Source organism: Streptomyces aquilus (assembly GCF_003955715.1).
GTDB classification, from domain to species: Bacteria; Actinomycetota; Actinomycetes; order Streptomycetales; family Streptomycetaceae; genus Streptomyces; species Streptomyces aquilus.
Genome location: NZ_CP034463.1, coordinates 4716620 through 4731491 on the forward strand (window position 1 = coordinate 4716620; position 14872 = coordinate 4731491).

General features: G+C 69.9%; 12 protein-coding genes. 8 read left to right on the top strand and 4 right to left on the bottom strand.

The window, feature by feature from the left end:
• Nucleotides 1-3: 3 nt before the first annotated feature.
• A complete protein-coding gene (locus tag EJC51_RS21660; protein ID WP_126272611.1) occupies nucleotides 4-2760 on the bottom strand; it encodes a penicillin acylase family protein in 2757 nt (918 codons plus the stop codon).
• Nucleotides 2761-3002: 242 nt separating this feature from the next.
• Between EJC51_RS21660 and EJC51_RS21665 the strand changes: the two genes are divergently transcribed.
• The 6 genes from EJC51_RS21665 to mscL all read left to right on the top strand — a co-directional run bounded on the left by EJC51_RS21665 (nucleotide 3003) and on the right by mscL (nucleotide 8794).
• A complete protein-coding gene (locus tag EJC51_RS21665; protein ID WP_126272612.1) occupies nucleotides 3003-4538 on the top strand; it encodes a potassium/proton antiporter in 1536 nt (511 codons plus the stop codon).
• Between the two features lie 358 nt (nucleotides 4539-4896).
• Nucleotides 4897-6189 carry an MFS transporter gene (locus EJC51_RS21675; protein WP_126272613.1) on the top strand — a complete coding sequence of 431 codons (1293 nt, stop codon included), beginning with the start codon at nucleotides 4897-4899 and terminating at the stop codon, nucleotides 6187-6189.
• Nucleotides 6190-6257: 68 nt separating this feature from the next.
• Entirely contained in the window at nucleotides 6258-6575 is a 318-nt protein-coding gene (locus tag EJC51_RS21680; RefSeq protein ID WP_126272614.1) for an FmdB family zinc ribbon protein, read from the top strand.
• A 101-nt stretch (nucleotides 6576-6676) separates the two neighbouring features.
• A complete protein-coding gene (locus EJC51_RS21685) occupies nucleotides 6677-7510 on the top strand; it encodes an S-methyl-5'-thioadenosine phosphorylase (protein ID WP_126272615.1) in 834 nt (277 codons plus the stop codon).
• 153 nt (nucleotides 7511-7663) lie between these two features.
• On the top strand, nucleotides 7664-8200 hold the full coding sequence (locus EJC51_RS21690; RefSeq protein WP_126272616.1) for a hypothetical protein: 537 nt from the start codon (nucleotides 7664-7666) through the stop codon (nucleotides 8198-8200).
• A 135-nt stretch (nucleotides 8201-8335) separates the two neighbouring features.
• Entirely contained in the window at nucleotides 8336-8794 is a 459-nt protein-coding gene (mscL, locus tag EJC51_RS21695; RefSeq protein WP_126272617.1) for a large conductance mechanosensitive channel protein MscL, read from the top strand.
• A 46-nt stretch (nucleotides 8795-8840) separates the two neighbouring features.
• On the opposite strand, the gene EJC51_RS21700 is transcribed toward mscL, so the two are convergent.
• From EJC51_RS21700 to pflB, 3 genes are read right to left on the bottom strand one after another with little or no spacing between them, the layout of a single operon-like run.
• Complete coding sequence (locus EJC51_RS21700) at nucleotides 8841-9017, bottom strand: hypothetical protein (RefSeq protein ID WP_126272618.1); 177 nt, start codon at nucleotides 9015-9017, stop codon at nucleotides 8841-8843.
• A gap of 58 nt (nucleotides 9018-9075) precedes the next feature.
• Complete coding sequence (pflA, locus tag EJC51_RS21705; protein WP_126272619.1) at nucleotides 9076-9903, bottom strand: pyruvate formate-lyase-activating protein; 828 nt, start codon at nucleotides 9901-9903, stop codon at nucleotides 9076-9078.
• 12 nt (nucleotides 9904-9915) lie between these two features.
• Nucleotides 9916-12213: a formate C-acetyltransferase gene (gene pflB, locus EJC51_RS21710; RefSeq protein ID WP_126272620.1), complete on the bottom strand. Its 2298-nt coding sequence runs from the start codon at nucleotides 12211-12213 to the stop codon at nucleotides 9916-9918.
• Between the two features lie 228 nt (nucleotides 12214-12441).
• Here pflB and EJC51_RS21715 point away from each other — a divergent pair, with 228 nt between their 5' ends.
• Nucleotides 12442-13680, top strand: a complete 1239-nt coding sequence (locus EJC51_RS21715; RefSeq protein ID WP_126272621.1) for a low temperature requirement protein A — start codon at nucleotides 12442-12444, stop codon at nucleotides 13678-13680.
• A gap of 80 nt (nucleotides 13681-13760) precedes the next feature.
• Nucleotides 13761-14789, top strand: coding sequence for a P1 family peptidase (locus tag EJC51_RS21720; RefSeq protein WP_126272622.1), 1029 nt, complete (start codon nucleotides 13761-13763; stop codon nucleotides 14787-14789).
• Nucleotides 14790-14872 lie beyond the last annotated feature (83 nt).

Here is a 14872-nt window from a genome sequence, read left to right on the forward strand (position 1 = left end):
GGTTCACGGCTTGAGCACCAGGGTGTCGCTCGTGCTCTTGTCGACCGCGTCCTTCGTGAAGGACCAGTCCAGCAGCTCGCCCTTGACCCACTTGCTCGTCTGGTCGGTGTAGTGGGCGCTGTAGGCGTGCCCGGAGGCGCCGGTGAGGTTGATCCACTTCGACTTGTCGAGGTCGCCGAGGTTGACCACCATCCGCATCGACGGCACCCAGACGACGCCGTAGCCGCCGGCGGCGTTCCAGCCGGTCGCGTTGACCGTGGCCTCGCCGCCGCTGAGCTTCCAGGGGCCGCGGTTGAGGATGTACTTCAGGAAGCCGGGACCTTCGGTGCCGAGGGTCTGGTTCTTCAGGAACAGGCGGTGCAGCCGGCCCCAGCTCCAGGTGTCGATGTCCTTGCCGAGCTTGGCGGTCAGCTCCCAGCGGGCGTCGATCATGGCGCGCTTGAAGAGTTGGTCCCGGTTGGTGGCTTCAGGGCGGTCCCCGACGCCCTGCGGCGTCTTCCACCAGTCGCTCTTCTCGTCGTCCATGAGGTTGCGCACGACCTCGAACCAGCGGTCGCCGCCGTCCGGCTGCGCCTGGTCGGGATCGCGCTGGCCGCACTCGCGGACCTCGGTCTCCTCGTCCACCGGGCCAGTGCTGTCGGCCTTCTCGACCCACAGGCACTGGCCCTCGACGCGGAGCTCCTTGGGCAGCTTGTTGCCGAAGGCGAGCTTGAGGATGTTGCGCCAGACCGCGTTGAAGTAGGCGGCGGCCGCGGAGTCGGCGTCCTGGGTGTAGTCCCAGCCCTCCAGCAGCTTCTGCGCCTCGCGGACGTCCTTGTCCTCGATGTCGATCTTCAGCAGCGTGGGCACGAGCAGCTTGGCGATCTCGCTGCTGTTGTCGACCTGCATCTGCCGCATGTCGTCGGTCGAGATCTTGCCGCCGTCGTCGATCTTCGACTGGATCAGGTCGGTGATCCGCTGGCTGCGGGTGCCGTAGCCCCAGTCCGTGGTGAGCGTGTAGGGGTACTTGTCCGGGTCGATCACGGCCTGGTTGGCGGTGACGATGTAGCCGCGCGACGGGTTGTACTCGTAGGGCAGTTCACCCTGCTTGATCCAGCCGGTCCAGCGGTACTTGGAGTCCCATCCGGGCTGCGGGATGGAGCCGTCGACGCCCTTCGCGCGCGTGGGGATCCTGCCGGGCAGCGTGTAGCCGATGTTCTTGCTGTCGGCGTAGACCAGGTTCTGCGACGGCACCTCGAAGAGGGCGGCCGCGGCGCGGAAGTCGTTCCAGTTCGCCGCCTTGTCCATGGCGAAGACGGCGTCCATGGTGGTGCCCGCCTGGAGGGCGGTCCAGCGCAGGGCGATGCCGTAGCCGTCGCCGCGGTCGGGTGCGGCGGCGTCGACGGTGGCCTTCTTGCCGACCTTGACGAGTTCGTCGTCACGGTCGGAGAGCAGCGGGCCGTTGTTGGTCTCGCGGACGACGATCGTCTTGGACTTGCCGCCGGCGACCTTGATGGTCTCCTCGCGCGTGGTGAACGGCACCGTCTTGCCGTCGTACAGGTAGCCGTTGCCGCTGAGCTTCTCCAGGTAGAGGTCGGTGACGTCCACACCGGAGTTGGTCATGCCCCAGGCGATGTTCGCGTTGTGGCCGATGACGACGCCGGGCATGCCCGCGAAGGTGTAACCGCTCACGTCGTACTGGCACTTGCTGGAGACGGTGCGGCAGTGCAGGCCCATCTGGTACCAGACGGACGGCAGCGAGGCCGACAGGTGCGGGTCGTTGGCCAGCAGCGGGCTGCCGGTGATCGTGTACTTGCCGGAGACGACCCAGGCGTTGGAGCCGATGCCGTTGCCGTTCACACCGACGGCCGCGGGGACATCGTCGAGGACGTCCTGGAGGCCCGCCAGCTGGCCCTGGAGGGCCGTGGAGGCCGAGGAGGTGCCGCTGGTGCCCGTCGCGCCGCTCGTGGAGCCTGAGGCGGATGGGGAGCCGTCCTGCTCGAACGTCTGGGTGAGCTCGTTGTACTGGCCCTCCTGGACGATCGCCTTGTTGCGGCTGTACGGGTAGTCCGGGTACAGGTCGGCGATCTGCTTGGGGCCGAGGCGGCTGGTCATCAGGGCGCGGTCGATCTCGTCCTGCATGTTGCCGCGCAGGTCCCAGGCCATCGCCTTCAGCCAGGAGATCGAGTCGACGGGCGTCCACTGCTCGGGCTTGTAGTCGTTGGTGAAGCCCAGGGCGGCGTACTCGAGGGAGATGTCCTTGCCGTCCTTGCCCTGGAGGTAGGCGTTGACCCCCTTGGCGTACGCCTGGAGGTACTTCTTCGTGGAGGCCGACAGCTTGGTGTCGTACTCCTTCTTCGCGACGCGGTCCCAGCCGAGGGTGCGCAGGAACTCGTCGTTGTCGACCTGGCCCTTGCCGAACATCTCCGACAGGCGCCCGGAGGTCATGTGGCGGCGCACGTCCATCTCGTAGAACCGGTCCTGCGCCTGGACGTAGCCCTGCGCCATGAACAGGTCCTCGTCGGTGGAGGCGTAGATCTGCGGGATGCCGTAACTGTCACGCTTCACGTCGACCGGCCCCGACAGGCCCTCGAGCGTGATCGAACCCTTGGTCTGCGGGAAGGAGGCGCGGACGGTGCTGATGGACCAGTACGCCCCGTAGGCGATGCCCCCGATGATGGCCAATACCAGAACGAGGACGATCAGACGGGCTTTGCGCCCCTTTTTCCTGCCGGACTTGCCGGGCTTCTGACCCGATGAGGCGGTGGTGTTGGGGGGCATCGCTGTCCTTGCTGTCCTAACGCGAGCGGCAGGGCGGGCTGTCCTTTTGAATGAGCGCTGGAGCAACCATAGGCGCAGGGCCCGACGGCACTTGACGCGGAGTCGGCAACCCGAATGGCCGGGCGTTCGATCTTGCCTTGAGGAGTGTCAAGAAATCGTCAAGAGTTAGGTAAGGTAACGAAGTACTTGGGTGCGGAGACCCGCCACTTCGTGTCCTATGTACGTGAGCCCACGCGCGCGTGATGCCCGTGGGCCAGGGAAGGGAACAGCCGCTGACCGTCCACGACCTCAACCAGCTCCTGCTCGTCTGCTCGCTCGTCCTGCTCGTCGCCGTCGCAGCGGTCCGGATCTCCTCGCGCAGCGGGCTCCCCAGCCTGCTCGTCTACCTGGGCATCGGCATCGCCATGGGCCAGGACGGCATCGGCGACATCAAGTTCGACAACGCCGAACTGACCCAGGTCATCGGATACGCGGCCCTGGTCGTGATCCTGGCCGAGGGTGGCCTGGGCACGAAGTGGAAGGAGATCAAGCCGGCGCTGCCCGCCGCGTCCGCGCTGGCACTGGGCGGGGTCGCGGTGAGCGTCGGGGTCACGGCGACGGCCGCGCACTACCTGATCGGCCTGGAGTGGCGGCAGGCGCTCATCATCGGGGCGGTCGTGTCCTCCACGGACGCGGCGGCGGTCTTCTCCGTCCTGCGGAGAATCCCCCTCCCCGCGCGCGTGACGGGCACGCTGGAGGCCGAGTCCGGCTTCAACGACGCACCCGTCGTCATCCTCGTCGTCGCCTTCTCCACCGCGGGCCCCGTCGAGCACTGGTACGTGCTGATCGGCGAGATAGCCCTGGAGCTGGCCATCGGCGCGGCCATAGGCCTGGCGGTCGGCTGGCTGGGCTCCTGGGGGCTCAGGCACGTGGCCCTGCCCGCCTCCGGTCTCTATCCGATCGCCGTCATGGCGATCGCCGTGACGGCGTACGCGGCGGGCGCACTGGCGCACGGCAGCGGCTTCCTCGGCGTCTACCTCGCCTCCATGGTGATGGGCAACGCCAAGCTCCCGCACTGGCCCGCCACGCGCGGTTTCGCCGACGGGCTCGGCTGGATCGCCCAGATCGGCATGTTCGTCCTGCTCGGCCTGCTCGTCACCCCGCACGAACTCGGCGACGACGTGTGGCCCGCGCTCGTCATCGGGCTCGTGCTGACCATGGTCGCGCGCCCGCTCAGCGTCGTGCTCTGCCTGGTGCCGTTCCGGGTGCCGTGGCAGGAGCAGACCCTCATGTCCTGGGCCGGGCTGCGCGGCGCCGTGCCCATCATCCTGGCGACCATCCCGATGGTGAACGGCGTCGACGGCAGCCGCCGCATCTTCAACATCGTCTTCGTCCTGGTCGTCGTCTACACCCTGGTCCAGGGGCCGACGCTCCCCTGGCTCGCCCGCAAGCTGCGCCTGGGCCAGGACGCCGAGGCCGCCGACCTCGGCATCGAGTCGGCGCCCCTGGAGCGGCTGCGCGGGCATCTGCTGTCCGTCGCGATCCCCGAGGGGTCGAAGATGCACGGCGTCGAGGTCAACGAGCTGCGGCTGCCGGCCGGGGCCGCCGTCACCCTCGTCGTCCGCGATGGAAAATCGTTCGTTCCGCTGCCCACGACGGTGCTGCGCCGCGGGGACGAACTGCTCGTGGTCACCACGGACCCGGTCCGGGACGCGGCGGAGAAGCGACTGCGCGCCGTGGGACACGGGGGCAAGCTGGCCGGCTGGCTGGGCGCGAACGGCGCGGGGCCCGGGCGCTGACGGGGGCGAAGGCGGGGCGCGCCTGGGCGTGCGCGGGGGCGCCCGGACGGAGCGTGCGCGACGCGCTTCAGCGCACTCCATGTCATTAAGGGCGTGTTTCGCACAGTTCACACCCTTCCTAATCGCAGGTGAACACCGCCCATGGTGCTCGTTTTCACAGGAGCATCAGCCGTTGATCCCTGTACGATGAAGGCGCACCCTGATCGAACCAACTCTGCCTGACGCAGAGCTGGCGCGACCGTATGGCGGCCGGGACACCCTCGCAGTGGGCGCCGGTATCTACCGCAGTTCCGCGCATGAGGACAGCTCTCGGCGCCCCCGCACGGGCGCGCTACCAGGCGGCAGAAAGGCACGGGCCGTGGCATCCACGGTCACCACCGAGCCGTCGAAGGACTCGCCGGCTTCCTCCCGCCCCGGATACGGGCAACTGCTGCGCACGCGCGGCGCCTGGACGTTCCTGCTCCCCGGCTTCGCGGCACGCCAGCCGTTCGCGATGCTGACGATCTCCATCGTGCTGCTCGTGCAGCACACCACCGGCTCGTACGGCGCCGCGGGCGGCGCGGCCGCTGTCACCGGTGTTTCCATGGCGCTGTTCGCGCCCTACAGCGGTCGTCTCGCCGACCGCTACGGCCAGCGCACCGTCCTGATCCCCGGCGTGCTGGTGCACGCGCTGTCGGGTCTGACCCTGACGGCGCTCGCGCTCTCCCACGCGCCCCTGTGGGCACTGTTCATCGCCGCCGTTCCCACGGGCGCCTCGGTGCCCCAGATCGGCCCCATGGTGCGCGCCCGCTGGGGCGTGAAGCTCCAGGGCTCGCCCCTCATGAGCACCGCGGCGGCGTTCGAGTCCGTGACGGACGAGCTGACCTTCGTCGTCGGCCCGCTCCTGGCCACCGCCCTGTGCACCGCGGTCGACCCGGCCGCGGGCCTGATGACCGAGGCCGCACTGACCCTGGTCGGCGGTCTGCTGTTCGCCGCGCAGAAGGGCACGCAGCCCCAGGTCGCGGTGGACGGACACGCGCGCGTGGAGCACGCCTCCGCGCTGCGCGTCCCCGGCGTGCGGGTGCTGATCGTGGCGTTCCTGGGGATCGGTTCGGTCTTCGGCGGTATGCAGGTCTCGCTGGCCGCCTTCACCGAGTCGATCGGCGAGCCCGGTCTGAACGGTGTCCTGTACGGCGTCTTCGCCGCGGGCAACATGCTCTCCGGCATCGCGTGCGGCGCCATCGCGTGGAAGGTCGCCCCACAGCGGCGCCTGGTGGTCGGATACGCGGCACTCGCGCTGACGGCCTCCGGTCTGTGGGCCGCGCACTCCGTGCTCGCGCTGGCCGGGCTCGGCCTTCTGGTCGGCATGTCCATCGCGCCCGCGCTGATCACCGGCTACACGCTGGTCGAGAGCCTGGTGCCGGCCGGTGCCCGGACCGAGGCCTTCACCTGGCTGACCGGAGCGGTGGCGCTCGGCCAGGCCGGTGCCGTCACGGTCGCCGGTCAGCTGGAGGACCGCTTCTGGGACGGTGCAGGATTCCTGGTCCCGATGGTCGGCACCCTGCTCGCCCTGGCGACGCTTCTGACCCTGCGTTCACGGCTCGCGGCGCGCCCCCGGAGCCGTACGGTCGCACGTGGCGTCGGTCACCGCGTGCCGGTGACGGTGGACTGATCCTCAGGAATACGTCACTATGGACCGTCGTTAGCACTCATTGAGTGAGAGTGCCAGGAGGAAGACAAGTGCCGACCTACCAGTACCAGTGCACCGAGTGCGGCGAGGGCCTCGAGGCGGTGCAGAAGTTCACCGACGACGCCCTGACCGAGTGCCCCAACTGCGGTGGCCGCCTGAAGAAGGTGTTCTCCGCGGTCGGCATTGTCTTCAAGGGCTCCGGCTTCTACCGCAACGACAGCCGCGGCTCCTCGTCGAGCAGCTCGCCGGCGTCGTCGTCGAAGTCGTCGACGTCCAGCACGTCGTCCTCGTCCACCTCGACGTCGTCGTCCTCGGACTCGAAGTCGTCGAGCAGCGGCACCTCCTCCAGCAGCAGCTCCGCCGCCTGAGGACTCCGCACGCGGGACCCTGTCGTCGTACGACGGCGGGGTCCTCGGTGTTTTCCTGAGCCCGGTCCGGCCCGCTGCCGGCGCCAGCTACTGTGCTGGTCATGGCGAACGCAGAGATCGGCGTAATCGGCGGCTCGGGCTTCTACTCGTTCCTCGACGACGTGACCGAGATCCAGGTGGACACCCCCTACGGCCCGCCCAGCGACTCCCTCTTCCTCGGTGACGTGGCGGGCCGACGCGTCGCGTTCCTGCCCCGGCACGGACGCGGCCACCATCTTCCGCCGCACCGGATCAACTACCGCGCCAATCTGTGGGCGCTGCGGTCGGTGGGCGCCCGCCAGATCCTCGGGCCCTGCGCCGTGGGCGGACTGCGCCCCGAGTACGGGCCCGGCACGCTGCTCGTACCGGATCAGCTGGTCGACCGTACGAAGTCCCGGGCGGGCACGTACTTCGACGGGCTCCCGCTGCCCGGCGGCAACGTGCCCAACGTGGTGCATGTGTCGCTGGCCGACCCGTACTGCCCCGTCGGCAGGACGGCGGCGCTGAAGGCGGCGCGCGGGCGGGACTGGGAAGCCGTGGACGGCGGGACGCTGGTCGTGATCGAGGGGCCGCGCTTCTCGACCCGTGCCGAATCGTTGTGGCACCAGGCGCAGGGCTGGTCGGTGGTGGGCATGACCGGCCACCCCGAGGCGGCGCTCGCCCGTGAACTCGAACTCTGTTACACCTCGTTGACGCTGGTCACGGACCTCGACGCGGGCGCCGAGACCGGTGAGGGCGTCTCGCACGACGAGGTGCTGCGGGTCTTCGCGGCCAACGTCGACCGGCTGCGGGGTGTGCTGTTCGACGCGGTGGCCGCACTGCCGGCGAACGAGGAGCGGGACTGCCTGTGCACAACGGCCCTCGGCGGGATGGATCCGGGCTTCGCACTGCCCTGACGCGGCACGGGCAGTGCGCCTGAAGGGCGGAACTGCCCGTTCGGGTGAGGGAGTTGTCCACAACCAGTCGGTCGTCCACCTGCCTCGGCGGGATTCGGCACCAGGCCTCATCGTGGCCTTGCAAGCCGGTCCCTCGTCACAGGTGGTGGTCCCGTGTCCTTCGCTCCTTCTCCTTCTCCTCTTGTCCCGCGCCCGCCGGGCACCGATACCCCCGCCACGTGCGAGGTGCCGCACTTCGCTCCCGTGCGGGTTCGGGGCGGGCGTTATCAACTGGCCAGGCTCGTACGGCATCGCAGGCGGGCCATCGCGGCGGGCCTCGCCGTCACGGCCGCCGCGCTGTTGGCCGTCGGCCCGGACAAGGCGGACGGGGCACGCGGGCACCCGGCGGCCGCGCCGGTACGGAAGCAGCGCGCCGTCGAGATGGTGACGGCACCGGTGCGTATCGCGGACGGGGCCACGGTTCTGCTGTTGCGGCCGGGTGACCGGGTCGACGTGATCGCCGCCGAGTCGACGGCGACGGGCGGTGACGCGCGGGTGATCGCGCGCGGGGCGCGGGTGAAGAAGGTGCCGGAGCCGCTGGAAGGTGCTGCCGAGAGCGGGGCGCTGGTCGTGCTCTCGGTGCCACGGTCCATCGCGGCGCGCCTCGCGGGCGCGAGCGCGACGGCACGGCTGGCGGTGACGCTGTGTTGAGCCATGTGATCCGCCTGTTGCGCGGATTTCTGTCAAGTCCCCCGTTCGAGCTACCCAATTGGACAGGGTCACCTTGCGTTGACGTAGGTTGCGGAGCTGTTTGTTCCACAACCGCGTGCGAGGAGAGTTCCCTAGGTGAGCGAGAAGAAGGAACCGAGTCTCTGGCAGGGCTTCAAGGCCTTCCTGATGCGCGGCAACGTCGTCGATCTGGCCGTGGCGGTGGTCATCGGAGCCGCCTTCACCAACATCGTGAATGCGGTCGTGAAGGGACTCATCAACCCGCTCGTCGGAGCGATCGGCACCAAGAACCTCGACAGCTACAGCTCGTGTCTGAGCGACAACTGCACGGCCGACGAGGGCATCCAGCTCCTGTGGGGTTCGGTCCTCGGCGCGACGCTGAGCTTCGTGATCACCGCGGCGGTGGTCTACTTCCTGATGGTGCTGCCGATGGCGAAGTACCTGGCGCGGGTGGAGGCCCGCAGGAAGGCCAAGGAGGGCACTCACGAGGTCATCGAGGTGACCGAGCTGGAGGTCCTCAAGGAGATCCGCGACGCGCTGGTCGCACAGCGTGGCTCGGGCCACGACGAGCGGTAGCTGCCGCCACGGCCCGCCGACTGTGGCGGGCCGTGCGGCGGACGGCTCAGAGGTGGTGGGGCGGCTTCTCGTCGAGGAAGCGCTTCAGGTCCGCCGCGCCGTCCGTACCGGGGCGCTCGCCCCAGCCGCGGTCCGTGTCGTCCGAGGACTGCTGGTCCAGCGGGTCGTCGAAGATCAGCGACGGCTTGGGGGCGCGCGGCTCGGGGTCGGGGGTGGTGCTCATGCGTCCAGGGTACGGCCCTGGCGGCGCCGGCCCTGGCCGGTCCGGTCGCCGTACCGGGTCACACCGCGTACAGCCCGTGGGTCTCGAAGACACCCTTGGCCGAGGTGACCTGCTCCGGGGTGGGGCAGGGGGTGTCGTGCAGGGCGAAGGTCCGCCCCAGCGCCTGCCACTTCGCCTCGCCCAGCTTGTGGAAGGGCAGGACGTCGACGCGGCTGACATTGCCGAGCGTGGCGGCGAAGGCGGCGACACCGGCGATGTTGTCGGGTGCGTCGGTGAGACCGGGCACCAGGACGAAGCGGACGTGGACCTCCTTGTCGAGGTCGGCCAGGCGCCGGGCGAAGTCCAGGGTGGGGTCGAGGGGACGGCCGGTGACCTTGCGGTAGGTGGCGCGGTCCCAGGACTTGATGTCGAGCAGGACCAGGTCGGTGTCGCGCAGCAGGGCGTCGGTGGCCCGGACGCCGAGGAAGCCGGAGGTGTCCAGGGCGGTGTGCAGGCCGAGTTCGTGCTTGAAGCGGTGCAGCAGCTCGCCCGTGAAGACGGGCTGGAGCAGTGGCTCTCCCCCGCTGACGGTGGCGCCACCGCCGGCCGCCGCGATGAACCGCGTGTACTTGCCGGCCTCGGCGACCACGTCGGCGGCGGTGGTGCGCTTGCCGTCGCGCATCCGCCACGTGTCGGGGTTGTGGCAGTACAGGCAGGTCAGGGGGCAACCGGACAGGAACGTGACGAACCGGGTGCCGGGGCCGTCGACGCCGGTCGACAGATCCCACGAGTGGACCGAGCCGACCACGGGGCGCCGCGTCGCCGCAGCGGCGGGGGTGGCCGCCGCGGCGCAGGCGCCGCCGCCCGGCGCCGGCGTGGTCGACGCGGGCGGAAGAAGCGTGGTCATCGCCCTGCTCCCTTACAGCGATCCGTGGAATGTGCGGTTGATGACGTCGAGTTGCTGCTCGCGCGTGAGGCGGATGAAGTTGACCGCGTATCCGGAGACCCTGATGGTCAGTTGCGGGTACATCTCGGGGTGCTCCATCGCGTCCTCGAGGGTCGCCTTGTCGAGCACGTTCACGTTCATGTGGAAGCCGCCGCTCGCCATGTAGCCGTCCAGGACGCCGCAGAGGTTGGCGACGCGCTCCTCGGGGGCGCGGCCCAGGGCGTCCGGGGTGATGGTGTTGGTCAGCGAGATGCCGTCCTCCGCGTCGTCGTAGGGGAGCTTGGCGACGGAGAGCGCCGAGGCGATGTACCCGTGTTCGTCGCGGCCGTTCATGGGGTTGGCGCCGGGCGCGAAGGGGGCGCCCGCGCGGCGGCCGTCGGGGGTGTGGCCGGTCTTCTTGCCGTAGACGACGTTCGAGGTGATCGTCAGCACCGACTGGGTGTGCACGGCGTCGCGGTACGTCGGGTGGCGGCGGACCTTCTCCATGAAGTCGTGGACGATCCAGCGGGCGAGTTCGTCGGCCCGGTCGTCGTTGTTGCCGTACGCCGGGTAGTCGCCCTCGACGACGTAGTCGACGGCGAGGCCCGTTTCGTCCCGGACGACCTTCACGCGCGCGTGCCGGATCGCGGACAGGGAGTCGGCGGCGACCGACAGGCCGGCGATGCCGCACGCCATGGTGCGCAGGATCTTCCGGTCGTGCAGGGCCATTTCGAGGCGCTCGTAGGCGTACTTGTCGTGCATGTAGTGGATGACGTTGAGCGCGTGGACGTAGGTCTTCGCGAGCCAGCCGAGCATGGCGTCGTAGCGGGCGAGGACGGTGTCGTAGTCGAGGTACTCGTCGGTGATCGGCTCGAAGCCCTCGACGACCGGCTTGCCGGAGACCTCGTCGCGGCCGCCGTTGATGGCGTACAGCAGTGCCTTGGCGACGTTCACGCGGGCGCCGAAGAACTGCATCTGCTTGCCCATGGCCATCGCGGAGACGCAGCAGGCGATGGCGGTGTCGTCGCCGTACTTGGGGCGCATCAGGTCGTCGGACTCGAACTGCAGGGCGCTGGTGTCGATGGCGACCTGGGCGGCGTACGACTTGAAGGCCTCGGGCAGGCGCGGCGACCAGAAGACGGTGAGGTTGGGTTCGGGGGCGGGGCCGAGGTTGTAGAGGGTGTTGAGGGCGCGGAAGGTAGTTCGGGTGACCAGAGGGCGCCCGTCCTCGCCGAGGCCCGCCATGGACCAGGTGACCCAGGTGGGGTCGCCGGAGAAGCCCTCGTTGTACTCGGGGGTGCGCAGGAAGCGCACGATGCGGAGCTTGATGACGAAGTCGTCGATCAGTTCCTGGGCCTCGGTCTCGGTGAGCAGGCCGCGTTCGATGTCCCGCTGGAGGTAGATGTCGAGGAAGGCGTCGATGCGGCCGATCGACATGGCGGCGCCGTTCTGCTCCTTGACGGCGGCGAGGTATGCGAAGTACAGCCACTGGACGGCCTCGCGGCCGGTGCTGGCCGGGCCGGAGATGTCGTGGCCGTAGGAGAGAGCCATGGCCTTGAGTTCTTCGAGGGCGCGGATCTGCTCGGCGACTTCCTCGCGTTCCTGGATCACCTCCGCACTCGGCCACTCGACTTCGAGAGCGCTTTTGTCCGCTCGCTTCGCGACGATGAGCCGGTCGACGCCGTAGAGGGCGACGCGGCGGTAGTCGCCGATGATGCGGCCGCGGCCGTAGGAGTCGGGCAGGCCGGTGATGATGCCGGAGGAGCGGCAGGCGCGGATCTCGGGGGTGTAGGCGTCGAAGACGCCGTCGTTGTGGGTCTTGCGGAACTTGGTGTAGATCTCCCGGACGGCGGGGTCGGCCGCGTACCCGTAGGCGCCCAGGGCGCTCTCGACCATGCGCCAGCCGCCGTTGGGCATGATGGCGCGCTTGAGCGGGGCGTCGGTCTGGAGGCCGACGATCAGGTCGAGGTCGGGGTCGATCCAGCCGGGCGCGAAGGCGTCGATGCGGGACGGGGTGCTGACGTCGACGTCGTGGACACCGCGCGCGATCTCCTCGGGAAACATCGCGAGGAGCTTGTTCCAGACCTTGGTGGTGCGCTCGGTGGGGCCGGCGAGGAAGGAGGCGTCGCCCTCGTAGGGGGCGTAGTTGCTCTGGACGAAGTCTCGGACGGCGATGGCGTCGCGCCACAGCCCGCCGCGGAAGCCGGCCCAGGCGTCCCCCGGCGCCGAGGTGTGCTGCGCCGTCTCCTCGGCCGGAGTGGCGGTCGTGGTTTCCGCAGGGATGGCAGTCATGGCCCGCACCTTCCACATCGCTTCGTCGGTACGGCTCCATTGCACGCCCGCGCGGGCGGCTCCGCGGGCCGCGTTGGTCCCGATCTGCGGGACCAACGTCCCGACACCGCGCGGCCCGGACGGGGGGCGGGCCAGCTGACCTGGCGCTTTCTCCAAGCCCTTGGGCCCCTGACCGCTTGTGAATCCGTTCACAAGAATTTCTGGCCGGTATCTGGTGTGCTTGGACGCATGACGTCCAGTTCGACTCCGTCCCCGGCGCCCTCCGACGCGCACGCCACCCGGAGCCCTCTGCGGAGGCTCAGCGCCCGCGGGCGCGACGAGGCCCATCGGGTCGCCTCTCCTCTGGAGCTCTTCTTCGACCTGTGCTTCGTGGTGGCCATCGCCCAGGCGGGCGTGCAACTGGTGCACTCCATCGCCGAGGGGCACGCCGGCGAGGGCATCCTCAACTACGCGATGGTCTTCTTCGCCATCTGGTGGGCCTGGATGAACTTCTCCTGGTTCGCCTCGGCGTACGACAACGACGACGTCCTGTACCGAGTCGTCACCCTGATCCAGATCGCCGGCGTGCTGGTGCTCGCGGCCGGGGTGTCGCGGGCCTTCGAGGATCACGACTTCCTGGCCGTCTGGCTGGGCTATGTGATCATGCGGCTCGCCCTGTCCGCGCAGTGGATACGCGTGGCGCTGTCCACCGAGGGCGCGGAGCGGACGATGGCCCTGCGGTACGCCCTTGGCGTGCTGCTCTGCATGGTCGGCTGGACGGGGCTCGTGGTCCTGCCCGAGGGGGCGCGGCCCTGGGTGTTCCTCGTGATGGCGGTGATCGAGATGTGCGTGCCGGCGTATGCCGAGAAGGACTTCAACTCCTCCTGGCACCCGCACCACATCGCCGAGCGGTACGGACTGTTCACCATCATCGTCCTCGGCGAGACGATCGCCGCGGCCACGATCGCCGTGAAGTCCGCCGTCGAGGAGAACGACGCGCTCGGCGAACTGCTGCCGATCGCCACGGGCGGACTGCTGATCGTGTTCGCGGCCTGGTGGATCTACTTCGTGGTGCCGATCCACGGCAGGCTGCACAGCAACAAGCAGGCGTTCCTGTGGGGCTACGGCCACTACCTGATCTTCGCCTCGGCCGCCGCGATCGGCGCCGGACTGGAGGTCGCGGTCGAACAATCCGTCGGCAAGGCACACATCTCCACGCTGGCCGCGTCGGCCGCCGTCACGCTGCCGACAGCGCTGTATCTCCTCACCGTCTGGGCCCTGCACTCGCGCTACTTCAAGGTGGGCACCGCGCAGCAGCTGGTGCTGCCGGTCACCGCGCTGCTGGTCATCGCCTGCACGTTCCTGGGCGACTGGGCGGTCCTCGCGGCCGGCGTCGTGTCGGCGCTCGCGGTGGCGACGGGGACGACGCTGACGGCGCGCATGGTGGCCCGGGAGAGCCGGGAGGCGGCACCGACACCGGTCGGGTGAGCGCCGGTGTCGACGCCGACGTCGGTGCCGGTGCCGCGCGGATGGGCTGGTGCGGGTGCGGCCTGGACGAGACTGGGGGCATGACAGTTGACGCTCTGACGGACGTCGCCGGCGTGCGCGTGGGACACGCGACGCGCACCGGCGACGGTTGGCTGACCGGCACCACCGTGGTGCTCCCCCCGGAAAGCGGCGCCGTCGCCGCCGTGGATGTACGCGGGGGCGGGCCCGGCACCAAGGAGACCGACGCCCTCGACCCCCGCAACGTCGTGCAGAAGGCCGAGGCGATCGTCCTGACCGGCGGCAGCGCGTACGGGCTCGACGCCGCGACCGGCGTGATGGCGTGGCTGGAGGAGCAGGGGCGCGGGGTGCGGGTCGGGGTGGATCCGACGCATGTCGTTCCCGTCGTACCGGCCGCCTGCGTCTTCGATCTCGGGCGCGGTGGTGACTTTCGGGCGAGGCCGGATGCGGCGCTGGGGCGGGCGGCGGTGGAGGCGGCCGCGGCGAGCGCGCTCGGGGCGCGCGTTCGGGAAGGGGGCGTGGGCGCGGGTACGGGCGCCGCTGTCGGGCCGATGAAGGGCGGGGTCGGCAGCGCGAGCGTCGTGCTCGGGTCGGGGATCACGGTCGCCGCGCTGGTGGTGGCGAACGCGGCGGGATCCGTGATGGATCCGGAAACGGGCGTTCTGTACGGGGAGTTGTTTGAGGGGCGCGTGGACTACCCGGAGGCGCATGTCCACGAGGCCGCGCGCCGGCGCCTCGCCGAGACCGCGGCGAAGAACACGCCTCCCCTCCTGAACACCACGCTCGCGGTGGTCGCCACCGACGCGGACCTGTCGAAGGCACAGGCGCAGAAACTCGCGGGCACGGCGCACGACGGCATCGCGCGCGCCGTGCGACCGGTGCACCTCCTGAACGACGGCGACACGGTGTTCACCCTGGCGACAGGGCAGCGTGCGCTCGACGCCGAGCACCCCCTGGCGCTGAACGAACTCCTCGCGGCGGGCGCCGACATGGTGACGCGTGCGATCGTGCGCGCTGTGCGTGCGGCCGAGTCGGTGAGGGGGCCGGGCGGGGAGTGGTTGTCGTACGGGGAGTTGTACGGGGGTCGGTGACGGAGGCGAGGCGCCCGCGCTCTCGGGTGTGAGCCGCCGCGCCGCCAACGCGCGGCGCCCCGCGGCGTCGGGGCCGAGGTGCG